This window comes from Burkholderia theae (assembly GCF_048565265.1).
In the GTDB taxonomy this organism is placed as follows: Bacteria; Pseudomonadota; Gammaproteobacteria; order Burkholderiales; family Burkholderiaceae; genus Burkholderia; species Burkholderia theae.
The window spans coordinates 1,397,928-1,418,588 of sequence record NZ_CP183461.1 but is presented as its reverse complement, the minus strand read 5'-3'; the positions used below and the strand labels follow the sequence as shown (position 1 = coordinate 1,418,588).

Annotated in this window: 23 protein-coding genes; 8 read left to right on the top strand and 15 right to left on the bottom strand. The window is 69.3% G+C overall.

From position 1 onward, the window contains the following. Positions 1 to 5: 5 nt before the first annotated feature. The 11 genes from ACN22W_RS06625 to madL form a co-directional block, all read right to left on the bottom strand. The gene (locus ACN22W_RS06625; RefSeq protein ID WP_419687378.1) at positions 6 to 650 is read right to left on the bottom strand and encodes a phosphoribosyltransferase; all 645 of its coding nucleotides are present in this window, start codon (positions 648 to 650) and stop codon (positions 6 to 8) included. Positions 651 to 775: 125 nt separating this feature from the next. Beyond that, on the bottom strand, positions 776 to 1,297 hold the full coding sequence (locus ACN22W_RS06620; RefSeq protein ID WP_419686891.1) for a phospholipase D-like domain-containing protein: 522 nt from the start codon (positions 1,295 to 1,297) through the stop codon (positions 776 to 778). Between the two features lie 105 nt (positions 1,298 to 1,402). Next, positions 1,403 to 2,335, bottom strand: a complete 933-nt coding sequence (locus ACN22W_RS06615; protein ID WP_419686890.1) for an acyltransferase domain-containing protein — start codon at positions 2,333 to 2,335, stop codon at positions 1,403 to 1,405. After that, complete coding sequence (mdcB, locus tag ACN22W_RS06610; protein WP_419686889.1) at positions 2,332 to 3,198, bottom strand: triphosphoribosyl-dephospho-CoA synthase MdcB; 867 nt, start codon at positions 3,196 to 3,198, stop codon at positions 2,332 to 2,334. The genes ACN22W_RS06615 and mdcB overlap by 4 nt, the downstream gene beginning before the upstream one ends. Continuing rightward, positions 3,195 to 3,863, bottom strand: a complete 669-nt coding sequence (mdcG, locus tag ACN22W_RS06605) for a malonate decarboxylase holo-[acyl-carrier-protein] synthase (protein ID WP_419686888.1) — start codon at positions 3,861 to 3,863, stop codon at positions 3,195 to 3,197. Before mdcG ends, mdcB begins: the two co-directional genes overlap by 4 nt. Further along, positions 3,850 to 4,557: a biotin-independent malonate decarboxylase subunit gamma gene (gene mdcE, locus ACN22W_RS06600; RefSeq protein ID WP_419686886.1), complete on the bottom strand. Its 708-nt coding sequence runs from the start codon at positions 4,555 to 4,557 to the stop codon at positions 3,850 to 3,852. Before mdcE ends, mdcG begins: the two co-directional genes overlap by 14 nt. Beyond that, positions 4,544 to 5,479: a biotin-independent malonate decarboxylase subunit beta gene (locus tag ACN22W_RS06595; RefSeq protein ID WP_419686884.1), complete on the bottom strand. Its 936-nt coding sequence runs from the start codon at positions 5,477 to 5,479 to the stop codon at positions 4,544 to 4,546. The genes mdcE and ACN22W_RS06595 overlap by 14 nt, the downstream gene beginning before the upstream one ends. After that, on the bottom strand, positions 5,476 to 5,790 hold the full coding sequence (gene mdcC, locus ACN22W_RS06590; protein ID WP_034183256.1) for a malonate decarboxylase acyl carrier protein: 315 nt from the start codon (positions 5,788 to 5,790) through the stop codon (positions 5,476 to 5,478). Before mdcC ends, ACN22W_RS06595 begins: the two co-directional genes overlap by 4 nt. 10 nt (positions 5,791 to 5,800) lie before the next feature. Next, positions 5,801 to 7,447 carry a malonate decarboxylase subunit alpha gene (gene mdcA / locus ACN22W_RS06585; RefSeq protein WP_193098074.1) on the bottom strand — a complete coding sequence of 549 codons (1,647 nt, stop codon included), beginning with the start codon at positions 7,445 to 7,447 and terminating at the stop codon, positions 5,801 to 5,803. A gap of 145 nt (positions 7,448 to 7,592) precedes the next feature. Next, positions 7,593 to 8,360: a malonate transporter subunit MadM gene (gene madM / locus ACN22W_RS06580; protein ID WP_193098073.1), complete on the bottom strand. Its 768-nt coding sequence runs from the start codon at positions 8,358 to 8,360 to the stop codon at positions 7,593 to 7,595. A gap of 11 nt (positions 8,361 to 8,371) precedes the next feature. Further along, a complete protein-coding gene (gene madL, locus ACN22W_RS06575) occupies positions 8,372 to 8,767 on the bottom strand; it encodes a malonate transporter subunit MadL (RefSeq protein ID WP_048242453.1) in 396 nt (131 codons plus the stop codon). A 329-nt stretch (positions 8,768 to 9,096) separates the two neighbouring features. Here madL and ACN22W_RS06570 point away from each other — a divergent pair, with 329 nt between their 5' ends. Both ACN22W_RS06570 and ACN22W_RS06565 read left to right on the top strand, forming a co-directional pair. Next, positions 9,097 to 9,945: a LysR substrate-binding domain-containing protein gene (locus ACN22W_RS06570; RefSeq protein WP_048242454.1), complete on the top strand. Its 849-nt coding sequence runs from the start codon at positions 9,097 to 9,099 to the stop codon at positions 9,943 to 9,945. 167 nt (positions 9,946 to 10,112) lie between these two features. After that, on the top strand, positions 10,113 to 10,391 hold the full coding sequence (locus ACN22W_RS06565) for a DUF4148 domain-containing protein (protein WP_419686881.1): 279 nt from the start codon (positions 10,113 to 10,115) through the stop codon (positions 10,389 to 10,391). Between the two features lie 39 nt (positions 10,392 to 10,430). On the opposite strand, the gene ACN22W_RS06560 is transcribed toward ACN22W_RS06565, so the two are convergent. Next, on the bottom strand, positions 10,431 to 11,348 hold the full coding sequence (locus ACN22W_RS06560; protein WP_419686880.1) for a 3-hydroxyacyl-CoA dehydrogenase NAD-binding domain-containing protein: 918 nt from the start codon (positions 11,346 to 11,348) through the stop codon (positions 10,431 to 10,433). Positions 11,349 to 11,594: 246 nt separating this feature from the next. Between ACN22W_RS06560 and ACN22W_RS06555 the strand changes: the two genes are divergently transcribed. Continuing rightward, positions 11,595 to 12,035 (top strand): Hsp20/alpha crystallin family protein, encoded by a 441-nt coding sequence (locus tag ACN22W_RS06555; RefSeq protein WP_419686879.1) that lies wholly within the window; start codon positions 11,595 to 11,597, stop codon positions 12,033 to 12,035. A gap of 16 nt (positions 12,036 to 12,051) precedes the next feature. After that, positions 12,052 to 12,462, top strand: a complete 411-nt coding sequence (locus tag ACN22W_RS06550; protein ID WP_419686877.1) for an Hsp20/alpha crystallin family protein — start codon at positions 12,052 to 12,054, stop codon at positions 12,460 to 12,462. Positions 12,463 to 12,581: 119 nt separating this feature from the next. Here ACN22W_RS06550 and ACN22W_RS06545 read toward each other — a convergent pair whose 3' ends face one another. Both ACN22W_RS06545 and ACN22W_RS06540 read right to left on the bottom strand, forming a co-directional pair. Further along, the gene (locus ACN22W_RS06545; protein ID WP_129514196.1) at positions 12,582 to 12,881 is read right to left on the bottom strand and encodes a zf-TFIIB domain-containing protein; all 300 of its coding nucleotides are present in this window, start codon (positions 12,879 to 12,881) and stop codon (positions 12,582 to 12,584) included. A gap of 91 nt (positions 12,882 to 12,972) precedes the next feature. Next, positions 12,973 to 13,728, bottom strand: a complete 756-nt coding sequence (locus ACN22W_RS06540) for a TerC family protein (RefSeq protein ID WP_129514195.1) — start codon at positions 13,726 to 13,728, stop codon at positions 12,973 to 12,975. A 108-nt stretch (positions 13,729 to 13,836) separates the two neighbouring features. Between ACN22W_RS06540 and ACN22W_RS06535 the strand changes: the two genes are divergently transcribed. Continuing rightward, positions 13,837 to 14,730, top strand: coding sequence for a LysR family transcriptional regulator (locus ACN22W_RS06535; protein ID WP_343491663.1), 894 nt, complete (start codon positions 13,837 to 13,839; stop codon positions 14,728 to 14,730). Positions 14,731 to 14,844: 114 nt separating this feature from the next. Continuing rightward, positions 14,845 to 15,933, top strand: a complete 1,089-nt coding sequence (locus tag ACN22W_RS06530) for a DUF2242 domain-containing protein (protein ID WP_419686876.1) — start codon at positions 14,845 to 14,847, stop codon at positions 15,931 to 15,933. 270 nt (positions 15,934 to 16,203) lie between these two features. On the opposite strand, the gene ACN22W_RS06525 is transcribed toward ACN22W_RS06530, so the two are convergent. Then, complete coding sequence (locus tag ACN22W_RS06525) at positions 16,204 to 17,124, bottom strand: pyridoxal-phosphate dependent enzyme (protein WP_419686875.1); 921 nt, start codon at positions 17,122 to 17,124, stop codon at positions 16,204 to 16,206. Positions 17,125 to 17,290: 166 nt separating this feature from the next. Between ACN22W_RS06525 and ACN22W_RS06520 the strand changes: the two genes are divergently transcribed. Both ACN22W_RS06520 and ACN22W_RS06515 read left to right on the top strand, forming a co-directional pair. Then, positions 17,291 to 18,202, top strand: coding sequence for a LysR family transcriptional regulator (locus ACN22W_RS06520; RefSeq protein ID WP_419686874.1), 912 nt, complete (start codon positions 17,291 to 17,293; stop codon positions 18,200 to 18,202). 754 nt (positions 18,203 to 18,956) lie between these two features. After that, positions 18,957 to 20,162: an MFS transporter gene (locus ACN22W_RS06515; RefSeq protein WP_419686872.1), complete on the top strand. Its 1,206-nt coding sequence runs from the start codon at positions 18,957 to 18,959 to the stop codon at positions 20,160 to 20,162. The last annotated feature ends 499 nt before the right edge of the window (positions 20,163 to 20,661 follow it).

Genomic DNA, 20,661 nt, shown 5'->3' with positions numbered 1-20,661 from the left:
CCCCGTCACGGACGGGCCGCGTCGAGCAACGTGCGCACTTCGTCGTCGCTCGTCTGCTCGAAGCGCCCATAGAACTGGCTGATCCCGAAGAACGGCACCGGCTGCAACACGGTGACGAATGCGTCGGCCAGGTCGTCGAACGCATGCCGCGCGCCCGCCGGCGCGACCGGCGCCGCCGCCACGATGCGCGCGGGGTGACGCTCGCGCAGCGCCTGCAGCGCGACGCGCATCGACGCGCCGGTCGCGATGCCGTCGTCGACGACGATCGCGATGCGCCCGTCGACCGGTAGCGGCGGCGCATCGCCGCGATACAGCGCTTCGCGGCGATGCAGCTCGACCGTCTCGCGCGCGATCACGTCGGCGAGCTGCGCGTCGGTCACGCCCATCGAACGGATCACCGAACGCTGCAGATGAATCGCGCCGCCGGTTGCGATCGCGCCCATCGCCAGCTCGGGATCGTACGGCACGCCGAGCTTGCGCACGACCAGCACGTCAAGCGGCGCGCCCAGCGCGCAGGCGACCGGATACGCGACGGGCACGCCGCCGCGCGGCAGCGCGAGCACGACGACATTGCCACGCCCGGCGTAGTCGCGCAACGCACCGGCCAGCTGGCGGCCGGCATCGGCGCGATCGGCAAAACACTCGGTCACGATCGGCTCCCTGCCGTTGCGCCGGATGCGCGCAACCCGCGCCGGCGCCTGCCAACGAGCATGGTTCATCGGCGGCGCCGATGCAAGCGGGGTCACACCGGCGTGAGCAACGCCGAACGAATGGATCAGAGGCCGCTGGCCTGCCGGTACAGCCGCCAGAACGACTGCGCATAGGATTGCGCAAGCTCGGGCGCGCGCTGGAACACGTTCACTGTCTCCGCATGCGCGGCCGCGCCGTCGGACAGCGTCGTCAGCGCGACGCTGTCGTCGACGATCACGAAGCGTGGCGCGGGATCGCCGTGCCGGGAATCGATCGCCACGTCGACACCGGCGGATTTCAGATAACCGGCGCCGCTGTACTTGCCCGCGCTCGCCGAGCGCACCAGCACGACCCGTACCTCGATCCCGCGCGAGCGTGCCGCCCGCAGTGCGCTCGCGACCGCGGGCGGCACGTGCGTATAGCCGGCCAGCAGCACGCGGCGCTGCGCCTGTTCGATCAGGTCGACGGTCGCGTCGGCCGCCGCGTTGTCATACGAAAAGTACGTGCCGACCGATGCGGCATCGGACGGAATCTGGCTGGCGTGGGCGCTCGCCGCGCAGCAGAGCGCGGCGAGAAGGAAGGCGGCTGGTCTCATGGCGGGCGCCATTGTAGCGACGCCAATCGGCGTGGCAAGCGCCGGCTGCGGCGCTGCTGCGCCGGCGCAACACACGGCGGGAAATGCGCGTCCGGCGACGGTCGTTCCGGCCGTCGATCAGCCTGCCGCGACGCGCGAAAGCCAGCTCGTCACACCGTCGACGGAACGAAAATCCGCGAGGCTGCGCGCCGGCAGCGCCGGATACGCGCCACCTGCCATCTCGGCCAGCGCGCGCCCGGGGCCGAGTTCGAGAAACGCGGTCGCCCCGGCCTCCACGCAGGCGGCAAGGCACGTCGCCCACTCGACCGGCTCCGCGATCTGCCCCGCGAGCTTGTCGAGGCCCGCGTCAGCGTCGAGCACCGACGCGCCGTCGATGCCCGAAAACAGCCGCGTGCCCGACAGCGGCCGGCGCACGCCCGTCGCAGCGAGCGACGCACGAAACACCGGGACCGCCGCTGCGAGCCAGCGCGTGTGCGACGCGATCCGCACGCACACGGGCGCGACGCGCAACGCGCCGTCACGCGCCGCGTCGTCGGCCACCGCATCGACGTCGGCCTGCCGCCCCGCGACCACAAACGCGTCGCCGGGGTTTGCGATCGCGATCGCCGCGTCGCGGCCGTCGCACAACCGCGCAAGCTGCGCGCGCGTCAGGCCGCGCACGAACGCCATCCGCTCGTCGCCGCCGCTCGCGGCATCCATCGCGCGCGCGCGTGCATCGGCCAGGTCGAGCGCGTCGAGCGGATCGATCATCCCCGCGACGCTCCACGATGCGACCTCGCCGACGCTGTAGCCCGCGACGCAGCGACGACGCGGTAACACCGCGTCGAGCAGCACGGCGGCCGCGAGCGCCTGGAGCGTGCAGAGGATCTGTGCGGCGCGGTTTTCGTGCAACGCGTCCGGTCCGGCCTGCCGGACCCATACGCGCGGATCGTCGCCGAGGAGGCGGCCCGCATGCGCGAACAGCGCGTCGGCCTGCGGCGCCGTAGCGGTCAGGTCGAACATGTCGGCGCGCTGCGCGCCTTGTCCCGAACAGAGGATGGCCAGCGTCATCGCGCCTCCCCGTCGGCTTCGAGCGCATCGACGAATACGCTCATCGCGAGCAGGTCGGCCGCGCCGCCCGGGCTCAGCCTGCGTGCAACGAACGCACGATGCGCGGCGGCCGCACGCAGCCGCCAGTCGCGCGCACGCACGCCGCCGCGCGCGATGAACGCGCGTGCGGTCGCCCGCGCGAAATCGAGGCCGGCCTGCCCGCCCCGGTGCAGCAGGTTCGTGTCGTCGAGCGCGGCGATCAGCGCGAAACACGCATCGACGCGCGCGGCTTCCGCATCGCCCGGCAAGTCGCGCTGTGCGCGGCGCAACGCGGGCAACCCGACCGCATACACGGTCGTGAAGCCGTCGGCCGCCTCGCGGCGTGCACCGCCGACACCGTAGCGGCGGCTCGCGCGCTCGCCGTGACTGTCCGGCAAACGCGGGCCGCCGAGGATATCGGTGCCCCAGCGGCGGGAAACCAACGTGCCCAGCGTCACCCCGCTTGCCGTGGCATCGAGCGTCGCGCGCCGGCCCGCGGCCGCGCACAGCAGCCCGAGCCCGAAGATCGCGCCGCGGTGCGTATTGACGCCGCCGGTCGCGGCGAGCATCGCGTGCTCGGCACGCAGGCCGATCTTGCGCAGCACGGCCATGTCCGCGTCGCGGGCGCCCGCGTCGGCCAACTCCGCGAAGTACGGCCGCAGCACGGCGGCGCTGCGCGCGAACGTCACGGCATCCATGTCCGCATGACTGCCGGTGTCGACGTGACTGACGAGCCCCGGCTTCGGATAGGTCTCGATCTCGAGCACGAGGCTGCGCTCGGCCAGCCCGGCGATGCGCTCGGCGTCGGACGGCGCCGGCACGCGGCAGGCAGCCCATGCGCTCATCGCGCGCCTCCGGTGAAGGCGTCGGCCGGCATCAGCTCGACAGCGATCGCGGTCTTGGCCGCGACCTCAGGCAACCGCGCATGCAGTTCGCGCCAGTTGACGCCCGCGCCGTCGGCGCGCAGCAATTCGCCGTCGATGCGCATCGGCGCGCGCGCGTCGATCTCCGCGAGGCCGTCGAGCAGCGGCGCAAGCGACGCGGCATCCGGCAGCGGAAACACGATGTCGAGATCGGACGACGGGCCGAGGTAAGGCTCGCCCGTCAGCACTTGCCACGCGAGGCTGCCGAACACGCGGCCCTGGACGCCGCAGCGCGCGCCGAGCGCATCGAGTTCGCGCAACGGTGCGCGCCATGCGTCGGGTGCGGCCGCAAGCACGTCGCCCAACGCCGGCAACGGGCCGACCGTCGCGAGCGCGTCGGCAGCGACGTTCAGCGCAATGCGCCGTTTGCCCGCTGAAGGCGGCAGCGGCAGGCCGAGCGGCACGCGGCCGGCATCGGCCTCGTCGGGCGACGCGCGGCGCACGATGAGCGGCCAACCGTGCGCGGCCCACGCGCGCACGAGCGGATCGGCCGCGAGCGCGGGGTCCCGCGCGCATGCCGCGCCCCACCCCGCCGCCGTCAGCGTGACGAGCGTGTGGCGGCGCAGCGGCAGCTCAGCGTGCATCACGCGCGAGTGCCTCGACGCGGCCCGCAACGTCGGCTGCGACCGGCCGGCCGCGCGCCGCGCGCCGGTCGATGCGATCGAGCGGCTTGACGAGCCATTCGCCGACCTGCGTGTCGAGCGCGCGGGCCGGGTCGAGTACGGCATCGACGGCGCCCATCTTCACGAGGTTGTCGAGCCCCGGCGCGAACACCGGCGTCGACTGCGACATCTCCTTCAGCACGTCGATCGACAGCTTGGTCACGCGCGACATCGACGGCAGGTCCATCACCTCCGGCTCGGCGCCCGGCAGCGCGAGCAGCGTGCGTGTCGCGAGCGCGGTCGCGATGAACGCGCCGGCGGCCGTGTGGCCGTACAGCACGCCGATCGTCCGGTGCCCCGTGAGATCCGCGTGCATCAGGCATTTCGCGAGATGCGACAGCCCTTCGTTCAGGCCGAGCAGTTCGTCGCGCTTGCTCATCCGCTGGCTGTCGCTGTCGACGAGCACGACGATCGGCGTATCGCCGCCGCGCGCGATCGTGTCGAGCACGCGCGACGCCAACACCAGCGCCTCGTCGATGCCGAACGGCAACCGGTCGGCGACGCCGATCACGTCCACGCGCGTGCCGGCCAGTTCCGCGTGGCCGGTCAGCAGGCCGCCGGTGCGCGCGATCGAATGGCCGTTGGGGAACAGCGAGTTCAGTACTTCATCGAGCGTCATGCGGGCTCTCCTGCAATTGATCCGCGAGCGTCGCGAACGTGTCGTCCTGCATGCCCGGAATCGCTTCCGGCGTGCTCGCACCGAGCTTGCGCCACACGTCGAGCGCGTCCTTGCACGCGCCGAACCGTTCGACGCGCGCTTCGAGGCGTGCCTGTTCCGCACGCAGCATCGCCGCATCGAAGGTCGGCGCGCAGCCGATCAAATCGAGCGCCTCCGCGCGGAATGCGTCCGGCGTATCGGCCACGTAACGATCCGCGCCGCCGATCAGCCGGCGGTGCTTGCCGCCCATCGTGCGCCAGATCAGCGCACGGTCCTTCGCGTCGAATTCCTCGACACCGCGATTGGTCTCGATCACCTCGGGGCCCGACACGCTGATGCGCCCCTGCTCCGACACCGCGAGCGCCGAACAGCACGCGGCGAGCAACCCGCCGCCGCCATAACACCCCGCGCGCCCGCCGATCAGCCCGATCACCGGCACGCCGGCCGCACGCGCGTCGACGAGCGCGCGCATGATCTCGGCGATCGCGAGTTCGCCCGCGTTCGCTTCCTGCAACCGCACGCCACCCGTATCGAACAGGATCAGCACCGGCTTGCCGAGCTCGCGCGCGGCGCGCAGCAGCCCGGTGAGCTTCGCGCCGTGCACTTCGCCGAACGCGCCGCCCATGAAGCGGCCTTCCTGCGCGGCGACGAACACCGGCTTGCCGTCGAGCCGGCCGTGGCCGACCACCATCCCGTCGTCGAACTGCTGCGGCAGGTCGAACAGCGGCAAGTGCGGGCTCGTCACGCGTTCGGCCGGCCCGAGGAATTCGCTGAAGCTGCCCGCATCGAGCAGCCCGTCGATGCGCTGCCGCGCCGACGCTTCGTACCAGCTCGCGCCGTTCGCGACGAACGCGGGCGCGTCGTGGATCACTTCGGTCGTCATGCGTCCCCCTCGATCGCGCGCACGGCTTGCGCGAGCCGCAGCGACACCATGTCGGGCCGCGCGCCGCCGTCGTTGATCGACAGCTTCAGGCCGCCCGGCGTGCGCCGCTCGACGAAATCCGACACCACGGCCTGCCACACCGCGCCGAAGCCGACGGCCGCGGTGCGGATATCGATCTCGCATTCGTTGCCCGGCAGCACGCGCTCGACGAGCACTTCGAGATTGCCGGACGCGACCACGCCGACGAGCGCCGCGGCAAGTTCGCCCTTCGCGCGCTCACGCGCGGTGAAGCGATAGTTCAACTGTTCCATGCCCTCTTCCTCACCAGTTGCGGAACCGGGCCGGCGGCGCATAAAGCCCGCCCGACCAGTGCACGAGATCCTTGATCGAACGCGCGGCGAGCCAGCGGCGGTCGGCGTCGAGCGGATCGATGCCGAGATCCTCCGGGCGGCGGATCACGCCGCGCTCGCGCAGCCGCTCGACCATCTTCCGGTCGCGGCCGCGCCCGATGTCCGTATAACCGGCGACGCCGCGGATCGCATGCTCGCGCTCGTCCTTGTCGCGGCACATCAGCAGGTTCGCGATTCCTTCCTCGGTGACGATGTGCGTGACGTCGTCGCCGTAGACCATGATCGGCGCGAGGTCGAGCTGCAGCTTGTCGGCCAGCTTCAGCGCGTCGAGCTTCTCGACGAACATCGGCACGTTCTTGTCGCCGAAGGTCTCGCCGATCTGCACGACGAGCTTGCGGCCGCGCCTGAGCGGCGCCGGCGTGTCGGGGTCGGCTTCCGCGCCGGCCTTCAGCCACGGCTCGCTCGGATGGCGCCGGCCGCGCGCGTCGCTGCCCATGTTCGGCGCGCCGCCGAAGCCGGCGATCCGCTCGGCCGTGACCGTCGACGAATGGCCCGACAGGTCGATCTGCAGCGTCGAGCCGATGAACATGTCGCACGCGTAGAGGCCGGCTGTCTGGCAGAACGCGCGGTTCGAGCGCAGCGACCCGTCGGGGCCCGTGAACCATACGTCGGAACGCGCGCGGATGTACTCGTCCATCCCGACCTCGGAGCCGAAACAATGGACCTGCTCGACCCAGCCCGACTCGATCGCGGGAATCAGCGTCGGGTGCGGATTGAGCGCCCAGTGCGTGCAGACCTTGCCCTTCAGCCCGAGCTTCTCGCCGTAGGTCGGCAGCAGCAGCTCGATCGCGGCCGTGTTGAAGCCGATCCCGTGGTTCAGGCGCTTGATGCCGTACGGTTCGTAGATGCCCTTGATCGCGAGCATCGCGGTGAGGATCTGCGTTTCGGTGATCGCGGCCGGATCGCGCGTGAACAGCGGCTCGACGTAGAACGGCCGGCCGGCCTCGACGACGAAATGCACGCGGTCGCCGGGGATGTCGACGCGCGGCACCTTGTCGACGATGCGGTCGACCTGCGCGATCACGATGCCGTCCTTGAACGCGGTGGCCTCGACGACGGTCGGCGTGTCCTCGGTGTTCGGGCCGGTGTACAGGTTGCCGTCGCGATCGGCGCTGACCGCGGCGATCAGCGCGACGTGCGGCGTGAGGTCGATGAAGTAGCGCGCGAACAGCTCGAGATAGGTGTGCACCGCGCCGAGCGCGATCTTGCCGCCGAACAGCAGCTTCGCGATCCGCTGCGACTGCGGGCCCGAATAGGCGAAATCGAGACGCTTCGCGATGCCGCGCTCGAACACGTCGAGATGCTCGGGCAGCACGACGCCCGACTGCACCATGTGCAGGTCGTGCACCTTCGCGCTGTCGACGTCGGCGAGCGCCGTCGCGAGCAGGTCGGCCTGCTTCTGGTTGTCGCCTTCGAGGCAGACGCGGTCGCCAGGCCGCAGCACCGCTTCGAGCAACGCCACGGTGTCGCGCGCATCGACCCGCTTGCCCTGCGCGTAAGCCGCGCCGGCCGCGAGGCGTGCATCGCGCGCCTGCCGCGCGTGATTCCATCCCGTCATGAACAGTTCTCCGCTTCGATGGTTCAGCGGCATTCTAAGCCTGGCGCCGCCGCCGATTGATGATGTTGACGAATGCGACTCAGAGGACGCCGCGATGGATGCGGCCCGCACGCGATTCGCGTCGCGCCGGCCGCGTCGCGAGGCCCTACGCGCCGACCAGCGCGCGCGTCGTGAAGAACAGCACCGACGGGCCGAGCAGGCAGCCGACGCCCGTATGGAACGTCGCGACCAGCGCGCCGTACGGGACGAGCCGGCGGTCGGTCGCGGCGAGCCCCGCGCTCACGCCACTGACGGTGCCCGCGAGGCCGCCGAAGATCATCGCGGAACGCGGCGTCTTCAGGCCCATGAAATTCGCCGCGACCGGCGTGCCGACCATCACGATGATCGCCTTCACCAGCCCCGTCGCGATGCTGAGCGCGATCACGTCGGAACTCGCCCCGATCGCCGCGCCCGTGACGGGCCCGACGATGTAGGTGACGGCGCCCGCGCCGATCGTCGTCATGCTGACCGCGTCGGTATAACCGAACGCGCGCGCGATGCACGCGCCGACGATGAACGGCAGCACGGTGCCGAGCAGCAGCGATACGACGCCGACGAGCCCGGCCTTGCGCGCTTCGGTCGGTTGCACTTCGAACGCGGTCGCGACGATCGCGAAATCGCGCAGCATCGCACCGCCCATCAGGCCGACGCCCGCGAACAGCGGCACGTCGGCGAGCCCCTTCTCGCCGCCGGTGAACGCCCCGCCGACATACGCGAGCGCGAGACCGATCACGATCGCAATCGCGGAGCCGTGCACGCGGCCGAACGTGAGCTTGCGCGACGCGATCGACGACAGCCACATGATCAGGCCGACCAGGGCGAACGACGCGACGAGCCCGTTATGGGCGACGACTTTTTCGAGCATCTGCAGCATGGCGGCCTCCGTTACTGTTCTTCGAATTGCGGCACGCCCGCGAAGGCCGTGTCGTCGCGCCCGGTGCGCACGAGTACCGCGATGCAGCATGCGCAGATCGCGACCGCGCCGACGGCGGCCAGCAGCGCGACGGGGCCGCCCTTCAACGCGGCGACGACGTTCTGGTTCGCGGCCATCGCGACGACGACCGGGATGTACATCGCACCCCAGAAACCGACGCCGGCCTCGGTTTCCTTCGGCAGCCAGCCGCGCCGGTGCAGCCACAGCCGCAGGCAGATCAGCAGCAGCATCGCGATGCCGACGCCGCCGACGTTGGTCTTCACGCCGATCGCGGTGCCCAGCAGGTCGCCGAGGAACAGTCCGGCCAGGTGGCAGAACGCCAGCAGCGCGGTTCCGTAGATGATCATGAGTCGTCTCCAGTCTCTTCGTGACGGGCGCCTGACGCGTGCGGGAGGCAGGCCCGCACGTCGATCCCGTGCGCGGACTGTCTCCTGCGGCGGTGCGCCGCGGCCCGGCGGCCCGTCGTGCGGGCGCGTTCTCGGGCGGTCGATGGGATGATGCGGTTTCGGGCCGAACGCCGGATGCCGTAGACTGACCGATACAGCTCCGGGGCACGACGCGGGTTGCGCGTCCGGTTCGTCCCGTTGCGCGGGCCGCACCGGGGCGTGATCCGATACTAGCCCCGCAATCTCCGGCCATTTATGAAGTTGTCGAAACCGATTCAGTGGATTTAGCAATGCGTCCGTTACCGCCCGAGCTGCTGCGCAGCTTCGTCGCCGTCGCCCAGTCCGGCAGTTTCACCGCCGCGTCCGAGCGCGTGAACCTGTCGCAGTCGACCGTCAGCCAGCACATCCGCCGGCTCGAGGAGCTGCTCGACCGGCCGCTGTTCGAGCGCGACACACGCAACGTGCACCTGTCGCAGCACGGCGACGCGCTGTTCCGCTACGCGGTGCGCATTCTCGAACTGATGGACGAAGCCGTCACGTCGGTGTGCGGGCCGCCGCTGTCGGGCAAGGTGCGGCTCGCGATGTCGGAGGATTTCGCGTCGGCGCACCTGACGGCCGCGCTCGCGAGCTTCGTGCAGCGCAATCCGGATGTCGAGCTCGCGATCTCGACCGGGCTGTCGGGCGACCTGTTCGACGCGCTCGACGAGGGGCGGCACGATCTCGTGTTCGCGAAGCGCATCGCGGGCAGCCGGCGCGGCCGCGTGATCCGCAGCGAGCCGCTGTACTGGTGCACGGGCCCCGATTCGCGGATCACCGGCCACGAGACCGTGCTGCCGCTGGCGATGCATCCGGAACCGAGCGTGTCGCGCCGCCGCGTGCTCGAATCGCTCGAGGCCATCGGGCGGCCGTACCGGATCGCGGTCGTGAGCAGCAGCGTCGCGGTACTGCGCGCGGCCGCGAGCGCGGGGCTCGGCGTCAGCGCGTTCGCCGGCTACGTGATTCCGGCCGGGCTCGCGCGGCTCGACGCCGGGTTGCCCGAACTCGGCGAACTCGAATACGTGATCGACCGGCCGGCGGCCGCGTCGCGCTCGACGCTCGCGCTCGAAGCCACGCTGATCACGGCGGCGGCGGAGTTGTAACCGTACCGGGCGCGGCGCGCACACGCGCAGGCGCACCCGCAATTGGCAGCTTTGCCCGGAACGCGTCATCGTCCGCGCAGCACCCGCTCGCGACAATGGGGCCCATCGGAACGCACGGCATGGTGCCGTGCGCATCCGGTGTCCCGTCCCCTTGATCGGAGCGCACCATGAACGTCTTGCGATTCGCCGTCGCGACCGCCGCAGCCGCCCTGCTGTCCCCCGCCTTTGCCCAGACCGACGCCGCGGCGCCCGAGCAGGGCCTGACGCGCGCGGAAGTCATCGCCCAGTTGAAGCAGGCCTATCTCGACGGCGAACTGCCGACGAACGACGGCAACTATCCGCCGAGCGCCGCGACGCGCGCGCGCAACCGCGAACTCGTGCAGGCCGCGAGCCCCGCATGGCTCGCGCAGACGCCACAGACCCCGCAAACGGCGGCACAGCAGTAACCGGTCGCGGCCCCGCCGATACACGGCGCGGCATCGCGATCAGGGCAGAAAGCTGCGGCGCCGCGCGTCGATCAGCTCGACGAGCAGCCGGTCGCGCTCGGCCGCCAGTTCCTGCATCGAATGCTCGCCCTGGATCGCGTGCAGTTCGTCGTTCAGCTTGCGATCGACGTCCGGATCGAACGAAGGCGTGCCGAGGTCGTCCCACCAGCTCGTGATCGGCCCCGACAGGTGTTCGAGAAAGTGCGCGATCCCGCCCGCGCCGCCGCCGAGGTGATAGGTCAGGCACTGCCCCATCAGCCCCCAGCGCAAGCCGGGGCCCCATGCGACCGCCTTGTCCGCATCGGCCACGCTCACGACGCCTTCGCCGACGAGGTGATACACCTCGCGAAACAGCGCGGCCGCGAGCCGGTTCGCGACGTGGCCGGTCATCTCCTTGTTGAGGACGATCGTCTGCTTGCCGAGCGCATCGTAGAAGTCCTTCACGCGCGCGATCACGTCCTTGCCGGTCGCGTCGCCGCCGACCAGCTCGACGAGCGGAATCAGGTGCGGCGGATTGAACGGATGCGCGATCAGGCAGCGTTCCGGATGCTTCGCGCACGCGCTCTGGATGTCGGACATCTTCAGGCCCGACGAGCTCGACGCGATCGGCACGTGCGCGGGCAGCACGTCGTCCATCTGCCGGTACAGCGCACGCTTCAGGTCGAGCCGTTCGGGGCCGCTCTCCTGCACGAAATCGACGCCGTCGAGCGCGCGCACGAGATCGGCATCGAACGTCAGCCGCGCGGCAAGCTCGCCGGCGCGCTCGCCGAGAAACGCGGCGAGCGCTTCGTGCAATCGCGCGTCGGCTTGCGGCGCCGGATCGGTCGCGACGACGTCGAAGCCCTTCGTCAGGTAGAAAGCCGCCCAGCTCGCGCCGATCACGCCGGCGCCGACGATCGCGATGCGTTGAATGTCCATGGTTGTCCCGTGTCGTTGGTCTGCGGATAGTGCGCGGCGATTGTCGCATCGAATCGCGCGGGCACGCGTTGACGCAAGTTGCAATTTCCCTCTTGAAATGCGCGGCAGTGGCCACTAATTACCCGTTGCCGGGCAGTGCTCCATGCAACGCACTGCCCCCGTTTCGACCCAGTGGAGCACCCCGTCGCGCCCGCCGCAGGCGTCGCGTCGTCACGTCTCCCGCGTTTCCTGTTCCGGAGGATCAACATGAGCGGTATTCATTTCGGCAACGACCTGTTCGACGAATTCACCCGCGTGCAGCGGCAGGTGGCGAACCTGTTCGGCGAGCGCCCGTCCGGCATCCGCGCGGTGCGGCCGGGTTCATTTCCCGCGCTCGACGTCGGCGCCACCGACGACGCGATCGAGATCGTCGCGTTCGCGCCCGGCATGGCCGCAACCGACTTCGACGTGTCGATCGACAAGGACCTGCTGACGATCAGCGGCGAGCGCAAGCCCGCGCCGCGCAGCGAAAGCGACGATGTGCGTACGTATGCGCAGGAGCGCTTTCACGGCACGTTCCGACGCGTCGTCGAGCTGCCGCGGGACGCGGATCCCGATCAAGTCAGCGCCCGCTACGAAAACGGCTGCCTGCTGATTCGCGTGGGCCGTCGCGAGGCATCGAAGCCGCGTGCCATTACTGTTCAGTAATATTCAGGATACCGACATGAACACGAACCCGACCCTGGCCGAGCGCCACACGAGCACCGTCCACCCTGCCGCCGCCGAAGCCGCGCGCCGGCCCGCGATCACGCCGGCCGTCGACATCGTCGAGAACCCTCTCGGCGTGACGCTGCGGGCCGACCTGCCCGGCGTGCCGCGCGAGAACCTCGACGTGAAGGTGCACGACAACACGCTGACGATCGAAGCCGACACGCGTATCGATACGTCCGCCGACCTGCGTGTGCGGCACGCCGAAGTCCGCGCGCTGCGCTACGCGCGCACGTTCGTGCTGAGCCCCGACCTCGACACGTCGCGGATCGACGCGAACCTGCGCGACGGCGTGCTGACGCTGACGATTCCGCGCCGCGAGGAAACGCGCCCGCGACGCATCGACGTGACGGCCGGCAACGCGTAAGCGTCGTCGCACGTCGTCACGCGTCACGCGACGCGCATGAAAAAGCCCCGCCCCGGCGCGATGCCGGGCGGGGCTTTTTTGCAACGGGCGACGCGCGGGCGAGCGCGTCGCAGTCGCAATCAATCGAAATCGAACAGGTCGAACACCGATTTGCGGCGGCGCTGGCCGTCGTGCCGGTGGCGGTCGTCGTGCGAACGACCGTCGCGCCCCCAACCATCGCGATCGCGCGGTGCGTCGGCGACGCGCGGCGCGGGCGCCTCGTCGCGACGTGCCGGCGCGTCGCCGCTCTCGCGTGCGATCAGCTTGTCGAGTTCGCCGCGATCGAGCCACACGCCGCGGCACGTCGGGCAGTAGTCGATCTCGATCGACTGGCGCTCGGCCATCAGCAGGTCGGGCGTCTTGCAGACAGGACATTTCATCGCGTTTCTCCTTTTCGTGCGATTGACGTACGCATTCCGGATGCAGGCGCGCGAGCCGGCCGCCATCGTGGCCGGCCTCGCACGCGCCCGCTCAACGGCCTTCCACCCGCGCCGCGCGCTTCGACTTCGCGCGCCGCGCCAGCATGTTCATGCCCTCGACGAACGCCGAGAACGCCATCGCCGCGTAGATGTAACCCTTCGGCACGTGCGAACCGAAGCCTTCGGCGATCAGCGTCATGCCGATCACGACGAGGAACGACAGCGCGAGCATCACGATGGTCGGATTGCGGTCGATGAAGCGTGCGAGCGGCTGCGCGGCGAACAGCATCACGGCCACCGCGACGATCACCGCGACGAACATGATCGGGACGTGCTCGGTCATGCCGATCGCGGTCACGATGCTGTCGATCGAGAACACGATGTCGAGCATCACGATCTGGCCGATCGCGGCCCACACCGTCAGGCCGGCCGCGCCGCCGGAACCGCCCGCGCCTTCGCCGTCGTGCGACACGTGATGATGGATCTCGGTGGTCGCCTTCCATACGAGGAACAGGCCGCCCGACAGCAGGATCATGTCGCGCCACGAGAACGCGTGGTCGAACAGCGTGAACACCGGTTCGGTCAGGCTCGCGATCCACGCGACGCTGCCGAGCAGCGCAAGCCGCATCACGAGCGCGAGCGCGATGCCGAGGCGCTGCGTGCGGGCGCGCTGCGCTTCGGGCAGCTTGTTGCTGAGGATCGAGATGAAGATCAGGTTGTCGATGCCGAGCACGACTTCCATCACGACGAGCGTCAGGAGCGCGGCCCAGACGGCGGGGTCGGCGGCAAGCGTCAGCAGGTAGTCCATGAAATGGGCCGATACGAAAGTGGAAAGCCCGATGATATTCCGCCCCGAACTTCGGAAAAATCAGAGAGAATCTGAATTTAGGTTCGGTTTTTCCGATATATCGATCCGATGCTGAATTTCCGACATCTGTACTATTTCTGGGTCGTCGTGAAGGAAGGCGGCTTCGCGCGCGCGGCCGGGCGGCTCGACATGGCCGTGCAGACGATCAGCGCGCAGGTGCGCGAACTCGAGAAATCGCTCGGGCACCAATTACTGCGCCCGGCCGGGCGCGGTGTCACGATGACCGACGCGGGCCAGGCCGCATTTGCGCGCGCGGAGGTGATCTTCGAGATGGGGCGGCTGATTCCCGACGAAGTGCGCGCGGCGGCCAGCCAGCCGACCGTGCGGCTCGCGGTCGGCCTCGCCGACGGCATCTCGAAGCTCGCCGCGCACGCGATCCTCGCCCCGGTGCTCGACACGCCCACGCTGCGGCTGCTGTGCCACGAGGGCGAGCACGATGCGCTGCTCGCGGAACTCGCGCTGCATCACCTCGATCTCGTGCTGGCCGGCCAGGGCGCGCCGTCCGGTTCGAACCTGCGCGTGACGAGCGAGCGGCTGGTCGCGTCGCCGGTCGACTGGTACGGGCCCGCGGCGCTCGTCACACCGGCCGCGCGGCAACGCTTTCCGCAGTGCCTGGCCGACCTGCCCGTGCTGCTGCCGACCGCGCATTCGGCGCTGCGCGCGCGCCTCGACCAGTGGCTGGAAGCGGAGCGGATCGTGCCGCGCGTGGCCGGGGAATTCGAGGACAGCGCGCTGATGGCCGTGTTCGCGGCGCGCGGCCTCGGCGTGTTTCCGCTGAGCGAGCTCGGCGCGAACGATGCGTCGCTGCTGCGCGGCCTCAGGCGGCTCGGGCGTGCGGGCGACGTGACGGAAGAGATCCACGCGATCCGCTCGCGGCGCGGCGAACACCATCCGCTGACGTCGCAATTGCTCGCCATGACGCGCGCCGCGCCGGCCGGCTGAAGCGAGCGCGACATCAAACGAAACTATAATGACGCCCCGGCCATACGAGATTGCCGCGCGCATCATCCACGCACCGCCATTGCGCGACATCTCGCGAGCCTTCTGAAAGACGCCATGCACAACCGATTTCGCCTGTTTTCCGTTTCGTGCGCGCTCGCGGCCGCGACCGTGCTGGCGGCGTGCTCGTCGCCGCCCAAGCCGATCTACCAGCAGGAACAGTTCGATGCGACGACCAGCCCGTATGCGCATACGTTCCACTCGAAATCCGACGCGACCTGCGAGGCCGCGCGGCGCGCGCTGCTGAGCCAGGGTTACGTCGTGTCGTCGTCGCGCAACGACGCGGTCGACGGCAGCAAGAATTTCCAGCCGAACAACGACATGCACGTCGTGATCGAGTTTCACGTCGTGTGCGCGGATGCGAACGCGGACGGCTCGTCGAGCATCGCGTACGTGAACGCGGTGCAGGACCGCTACACGCTGAAGAAGTCGAATACGTCGGCCAGCGTCGGCCTGAGCGTGTTCGGCTCGCTGTCGCTGCCGATCGGGTCGAGCGACGATGCGCTCGTCAAGACCGCGAGCGAGACGATTCCCGCCGGCGTGTTCTATGAGCGTTTCTTCAATCTCGTCGACCATTTCCTGAAGATCGACCCGGCCCGCCGCGATCGCGCGACCGTGAAGGCCGCCGAGAAGGAAGCCGTCACGCCGCTGCCCGAACCCGCGCCGACGCCGCAAGGCGAACCGATGAAGATGACGACGCCGGTCGTGCCGACGCCGCCCGCGGCGCCGGTGCCGCTTTCGGTGCCGGGCGTGGCGCCTGAATCGGGTGCGAATGTCGCGCCGGCTGCTGCGTCGGCCGTCGTCGTGCCGGCTGCGATGCGTGCTGCCGCGCCGGCGGGGGCTTCGGGGGCGGTGGCCGCATCGGCGGCTGTGGCGGCTTCGGCTCCTGCGTCGGCTTCCACGCCTGTGCCCACTTCGGGCCCTGTTTCGGCGCCGGCCGTCGCGGCATCGACGCCTGCCGTTTCGGCGCCGGCCGCAGCTACGCCGGTATCGGCTGCACCTGCCGCCGCGGCATCTGCGCCCGCACCGGTATCCGTGCCTTCGAGCGCATCGCCTGCGCCGGCGGACAAAACGCCGGCGCCTGCCGCCGCCAACCCCGCCTCGTCGTCAGCACCGTCCGGTGCGAGCGCACCAGCCGCGAACTGACCGGCCGTCCTGACAGGCCGTCCTGACAGGCCGTCCATATCGTCGCGCTGGCCCGCATCCGGCGCAGCGCGACGATGCGCTCTCCCTCCCCGTCATTCTCCGCAGAAAATCCCGCGCCTCCGGCTGCCTGCCGACTGCCTAGCCATCATTGCCTCAACGGGAAAGCGACCGTGACGCGTCGTGTCAGCCCACGCGAGGCAGACGCCCACGGTCATCGAAGCCAATAACCACCCGGCCGTTACCCGACCAACCCGCGCACCGCCTCCCCGCTTACCGCAGCTTCGCGCGCAGCGTCTGCAGATCCTCGACGGTCGCCGTCACGCCGCCGCAGACGATCACGGCGATCTCCTTTGCCGACGCCAGCACGGGCACCGGCCGCTCGAGCGCGGCCAGCGCGGCACCGCACGCGGGCTCGACGACGATCCGGTGTTCGTCGAGAAACCGCAGCGACGCGGCCACCGCTTCGGCATCGGATACGACAACGGGATGGATCTCGTGGCGCGTCGCCCATTCGACTGCCGCGTCGCACGGCCGCTTCGCGCCGAGCGACGTCGCGATACTCGTGATCGCCGGCAATTCGACGGGACGCCCCTGCGCAAGCGAGCGCGCATAGCAGTCGGCGCCTTCCGTTTCGGCCGCGACGACCGGCACGTCGTGCCAGCCGTTGCGCGCCAGCCCTTCGAGCACGCCGCACAGCAACCCGCCGCCGCCGACCGCGAGCACGACCGCGTCGGGCTTCGGACCGGCCGCCGCCATCTCGTCGATCATCGTCGCGTGGCCCTGCCACAGCACGCGGTCGTCGAACGGATGCACGAACGCGTCGTGCTCGCCGAGGGTCGACTGCGCAAACGCGTTCGCCTCGGCCCAGCTCGCGCCGTGCACGACGAGCTCCGCGCCTTCGACGCGGATCAGCTCGCGCGCGCGGGCCGACGCGCTTTCCGGCACGACGACGAGCACCGGCACGCCGAGTTCGCGGCCGCAATACGCGACGGCGATGCCCGCGTTGCCGCCCGACGACGACACGAACCGCCGCGCGCCGGCCGCATGCCGCGCTTCGCAGGCGGCGCCGATGCCGCGCAGCTTGAACGAGCCCGACGGCTGCAGCGCATCGAGCTTCAGCCGGATGGTCCTGCCGAGCCGGCGGGACGCGATTTGCGAGCGGATATAAGGGGTCGGGATATGAAGCGGCATGGGATCGGACGCGGCGAGAGGGAAACGAAGGGAACGCACGCGACTCGTGAGCGAGTCAGCGCGGCAATGACGGCCATCGTACGGCACGCCCGCCATGCCTTCCAATACCATCGGATGACGTTTGTTATGCTCCACAGGTATATCAACGAACCGGAATGGACACCGCATGCGCCAGATCGAACTGCGTCACCTGCGCTACTTCGTGGCCGTCGCGCAAGCCGGCAGCGTGATGGGCGGCGCCCGCGCGGCCGGCATCGTCCAGCCCGCGCTGTCGCGGCAGATCCGCGAACTCGAGGACGCGATCGGCACGCCGCTGCTGATCCGCCGTGCCACGGGCGTCACGCTCACGGCGGCCGGCGCGAGCTTCCTGCAGGACGCGACCGGCCTGCTCGCAACGCTGCAGGACAGCCGTGAGCGCGCGTTGCGCAGCGCGGCCGGCCAGCTCGGCGAATTGCGGCTCGGCGCGCTGCCGAACTGCCTGCCGCTGCCGGTCGTCGCGAACGTCCTCAAGGCGTTTCGCGATGCATGCCCGGACGTGAAGCTGTCGATCGCGCCGATGCTGTCGGCCGAACAGGCGAACGCGCTGGTGCGCGGCCAGCTCGACGGCGGGATCATGGCGTGGCGTCGTGACGAGGCGCCGCACCTGTCGGGTGTGCGGCTGCTGAGCGACCGCTTCGTGCTCGCGATGCCCGCGCCGCCGGGCGGACGCGTCGGCACGCCGCGTACGCTGGCCGACGTCGCGAACGAGCCGTTCGTCTGGTTCGACGCGCAGCGCTCGGCCGCGCACCACCGGTTCCTGATGGCGCAGTGCCAGCAGGCCGGCTTCACGCCGCGTATCGCGCAGATCGGCAGCGACATCCCGACGCTGATCGGCCTCGTCGCGGCCGGGATGGGCTGTGCGTTCGTGCCGGAAAGCGCGTCGCCCACCTGCCCGCGCACGGTCCGGCTCGTCGCGCTCGACGAGCTCGCGAGCCGCTTCGACATCGAGTTCGTGTTCGACGGCGCGGCGACCGTACCGTCGCCGGTCGTCGCGCGGTTTCTCGCGGCCGTACGCGACGCGGCCGGTGCGCCGGATTGACCGGGTGTCGGACGCCGAACGCCGGGCGCGTCGGGCAAGCGATCCTGCGATCGCGATTCGCGTCTCCGATTGACGAGCGGATTCCGATATCCGTTAAAGCGACGATTTAGCCGTGCTGACGCGCTAAACAACGGCATCGTGCCTACTAAAAATCTCTCCAAACGATGACGACGGATGCCGCAGCGCCGGCATTTTTAAATTGGCACCAAAAACGGCCGTTTAACGCCCATTCGAATTGTCATGTGCCGAAATATACTTCGCACGCATCCAACCCTCGTGCCAAAGAGAGGATGCGTTTCCGCCCCGGTCACGGTCCCCCTGTGGCCGGGGCTTTTTTTCCCGCACGCCTTGCCGACAAAGCACTTTCAGCCAGGAGGCGATGTTCGCGCCGCGTATGACCGGCGCTTGAACAGCCGGCCGGATCTGCCCGACCGCGCGGTCGCCGAACGATGCCCGAATCGTCGCGCGGGTCTGCCATCGATCGATTGCGAACCGCCATCGGATCGCGATTCGCCGGGCGATGAACCTCCCTAATTCGTTACGAAAGTCGTTCCCGAAAGGCTCCATCGCTCTCCTGCCCCGCCCGAGCACCGTCAGTGAGTCTCGCGCGCATGCGCACGTGCCTCGCATTGTTGACATGAAATCAAGATAATTTCCTTCGAATGCGGCTTTTTCCGCAAAAGTAATGCGGGCACACTTCGCGCTATCCGCAACGGCTCCGTGCCGCTGCCTCTCGAATACAGGAGCCCATCGCGTGAACGCCACGACTTCTTCCCCTTCCCGCCCGGGCGGCAGTGCCGCGCTGCCGCTGCTGGCGCTCGCCGCCGGTGCGTTCGGCATCGGCACGACCGAGTTCTCGCCGATGGGCCTGCTGCCCGTGATCGCCGACGGCGTGCACGTGTCGATCCCGCAGGCCGGCATGCTGATCAGCGCCTATGCGATCGGCGTGATGGTCGGCGCGCCGCTGATGACGCTGCTGCTCGCGCGCTGGTCGCGCCGTTCGGCGCTGATCGCCCTGATGTCGATCTTCACGATCGGCAACCTGCTGTCGGCGGTCGCGCCGGACTACACGACGCTGCTGCTCGCGCGCCTCGTGACGAGCCTCAACCACGGCGCGTTCTTCGGGCTCGGCTCGGTGGTCGCGGCCAGCCTCGTGCCGCGCGAAAAGCAGGCCAGCGCGGTCGCGACGATGTTCATGGGGCTGACGATCGCGAACGTCGGCGGCGTGCCGGCCGCGACCTGGCTTGGCCAGATCATCGGCTGGCGCATGTCGTTCGTGGCAACAGCGGGCCTCGGCCTGGTCGCGATCGCCGGGCTGTTCGCCGCGCTGCCGAAGGGTGAAGCCGGCAAGATGCCCGACCTGCGCGCCGAACTGTCGGTGTTGACGCGACCGGTCGTGCTCGGCGCGCTCGGGACGACGGTGCTCGGCGCCGGTGCGATGTTCACGCTCTACACGTATGTCGCGCCGACGCTCGAACACCTGACCGGCGCGACGCCCGGTTTCGTGACCGCGATGCTCGTGCTGATCGGCGTCGGCTTCTCGATCGGCAACATCGCGGGCGGACGCCTCGCCGACCGCTCGCTCGACGGCACGCTGATCGGCTTCCTGTTGCTGCTGATCGCGACGATGGCCGCGTTCCCGCTGCTCGCCAGTACGCATGCGGGCGCCGCCGTCACGCTGCTCGTCTGGGGTGTCGCGACGTTCGCGGTCGTGCCGCCGCTGCAGATGCGCGTGATGCGCGCGGCCCACGAAGCGCCGGGGCTCGCATCGGCGGTCAACATCGGCGCGTTCAACCTCGGCAACGCGGTCGGCGCGGCAGCCGGCGGTGCGGCGATCTCGGCCGGCTTCGGCTACGCGGCGGTGCCGCTCGTCGGCGGGTTGATCGCCGCGGCCGGACTCGCGCTCGTCATGCTGCAGATTGCGCAGCGCCGCCGCACGCCGGCCACCGCGAATTCGTAATCGCGATACGTCGGACCGGCGTCCAATAGTGTCCACCTGCCTACGGCCGCGCAATGCGGCCGTGTTCGTTTTCAGCTGTCGATCCGTAATCCCCGATTCTTCAATCAAAAAAAATCCGGAATATCGCTGCACTCCGTCACCGCGAAAATCAAATCCATTCACCGGATTACTGGAATCGGTTCAATCCGCTCAAATAATTCGCCGCCAACCCATTCCATCAAGCGCATTGGTTTCCGATTTTTTATTAAATGATTCAATAATCGATGTCATTCATGAAAATCGTGTCACACCCTACATGAGTCACATACCCATTGCCGGTTCGCAGGAAAACTTTCGCTCGATTCGCGCAAGACAAAATCGAAAAACGCAATACTTCCAGTTTTTATTAACATAAAGAAAAATTCGACCGTGACAAAATGAAACAACTCAAACTTTGAGATTGAAAGATTCGCCGATTCGTATCAGGATTAATGAAGTCGTGGCAAACAACGCGCGGCAC

Coding starts and splice junctions, on each gene's coding strand:
- ACN22W_RS06560 (WP_419686880.1), bottom strand. CDS start 11,348: ATGGACATTCAACGCATCGCGATCGTCGGCGCCGGCGTGATCGGCGCG.
- mdcC (WP_034183256.1), bottom strand. CDS start 5,790: ATGGAACAGTTGAACTATCGCTTCACCGCGCGTGAGCGCGCGAAGGGC.
- ACN22W_RS06535 (WP_343491663.1), top strand. CDS start 13,837: ATGCTGAATTTCCGACATCTGTACTATTTCTGGGTCGTCGTGAAGGAA.
- ACN22W_RS06550 (WP_419686877.1), top strand. CDS start 12,052: ATGAACACGAACCCGACCCTGGCCGAGCGCCACACGAGCACCGTCCAC.
- ACN22W_RS06595 (WP_419686884.1), bottom strand. CDS start 5,479: ATGACGACCGAAGTGATCCACGACGCGCCCGCGTTCGTCGCGAACGGC.
- ACN22W_RS06530 (WP_419686876.1), top strand. CDS start 14,845: ATGCACAACCGATTTCGCCTGTTTTCCGTTTCGTGCGCGCTCGCGGCC.
- ACN22W_RS06525 (WP_419686875.1), bottom strand. CDS start 17,124: ATGCCGCTTCATATCCCGACCCCTTATATCCGCTCGCAAATCGCGTCC.
- ACN22W_RS06620 (WP_419686891.1), bottom strand. CDS start 1,297: ATGGCGCCCGCCATGAGACCAGCCGCCTTCCTTCTCGCCGCGCTCTGC.
- ACN22W_RS06520 (WP_419686874.1), top strand. CDS start 17,291: ATGCGCCAGATCGAACTGCGTCACCTGCGCTACTTCGTGGCCGTCGCG.
- ACN22W_RS06545 (WP_129514196.1), bottom strand. CDS start 12,881: ATGAAATGTCCTGTCTGCAAGACGCCCGACCTGCTGATGGCCGAGCGC.
- mdcA (WP_193098074.1), bottom strand. CDS start 7,447: ATGACGGGATGGAATCACGCGCGGCAGGCGCGCGATGCACGCCTCGCG.
- ACN22W_RS06540 (WP_129514195.1), bottom strand. CDS start 13,728: ATGGACTACCTGCTGACGCTTGCCGCCGACCCCGCCGTCTGGGCCGCG.
- mdcE (WP_419686886.1), bottom strand. CDS start 4,557: ATGACGCTCGATGAAGTACTGAACTCGCTGTTCCCCAACGGCCATTCG.
- mdcB (WP_419686889.1), bottom strand. CDS start 3,198: ATGAGCGCATGGGCTGCCTGCCGCGTGCCGGCGCCGTCCGACGCCGAG.
- ACN22W_RS06615 (WP_419686890.1), bottom strand. CDS start 2,335: ATGACGCTGGCCATCCTCTGTTCGGGACAAGGCGCGCAGCGCGCCGAC.
- ACN22W_RS06555 (WP_419686879.1), top strand. CDS start 11,595: ATGAGCGGTATTCATTTCGGCAACGACCTGTTCGACGAATTCACCCGC.
- ACN22W_RS06570 (WP_048242454.1), top strand. CDS start 9,097: ATGCGTCCGTTACCGCCCGAGCTGCTGCGCAGCTTCGTCGCCGTCGCC.
- ACN22W_RS06565 (WP_419686881.1), top strand. CDS start 10,113: ATGAACGTCTTGCGATTCGCCGTCGCGACCGCCGCAGCCGCCCTGCTG.
- madL (WP_048242453.1), bottom strand. CDS start 8,767: ATGATCATCTACGGAACCGCGCTGCTGGCGTTCTGCCACCTGGCCGGA.
- madM (WP_193098073.1), bottom strand. CDS start 8,360: ATGCTGCAGATGCTCGAAAAAGTCGTCGCCCATAACGGGCTCGTCGCG.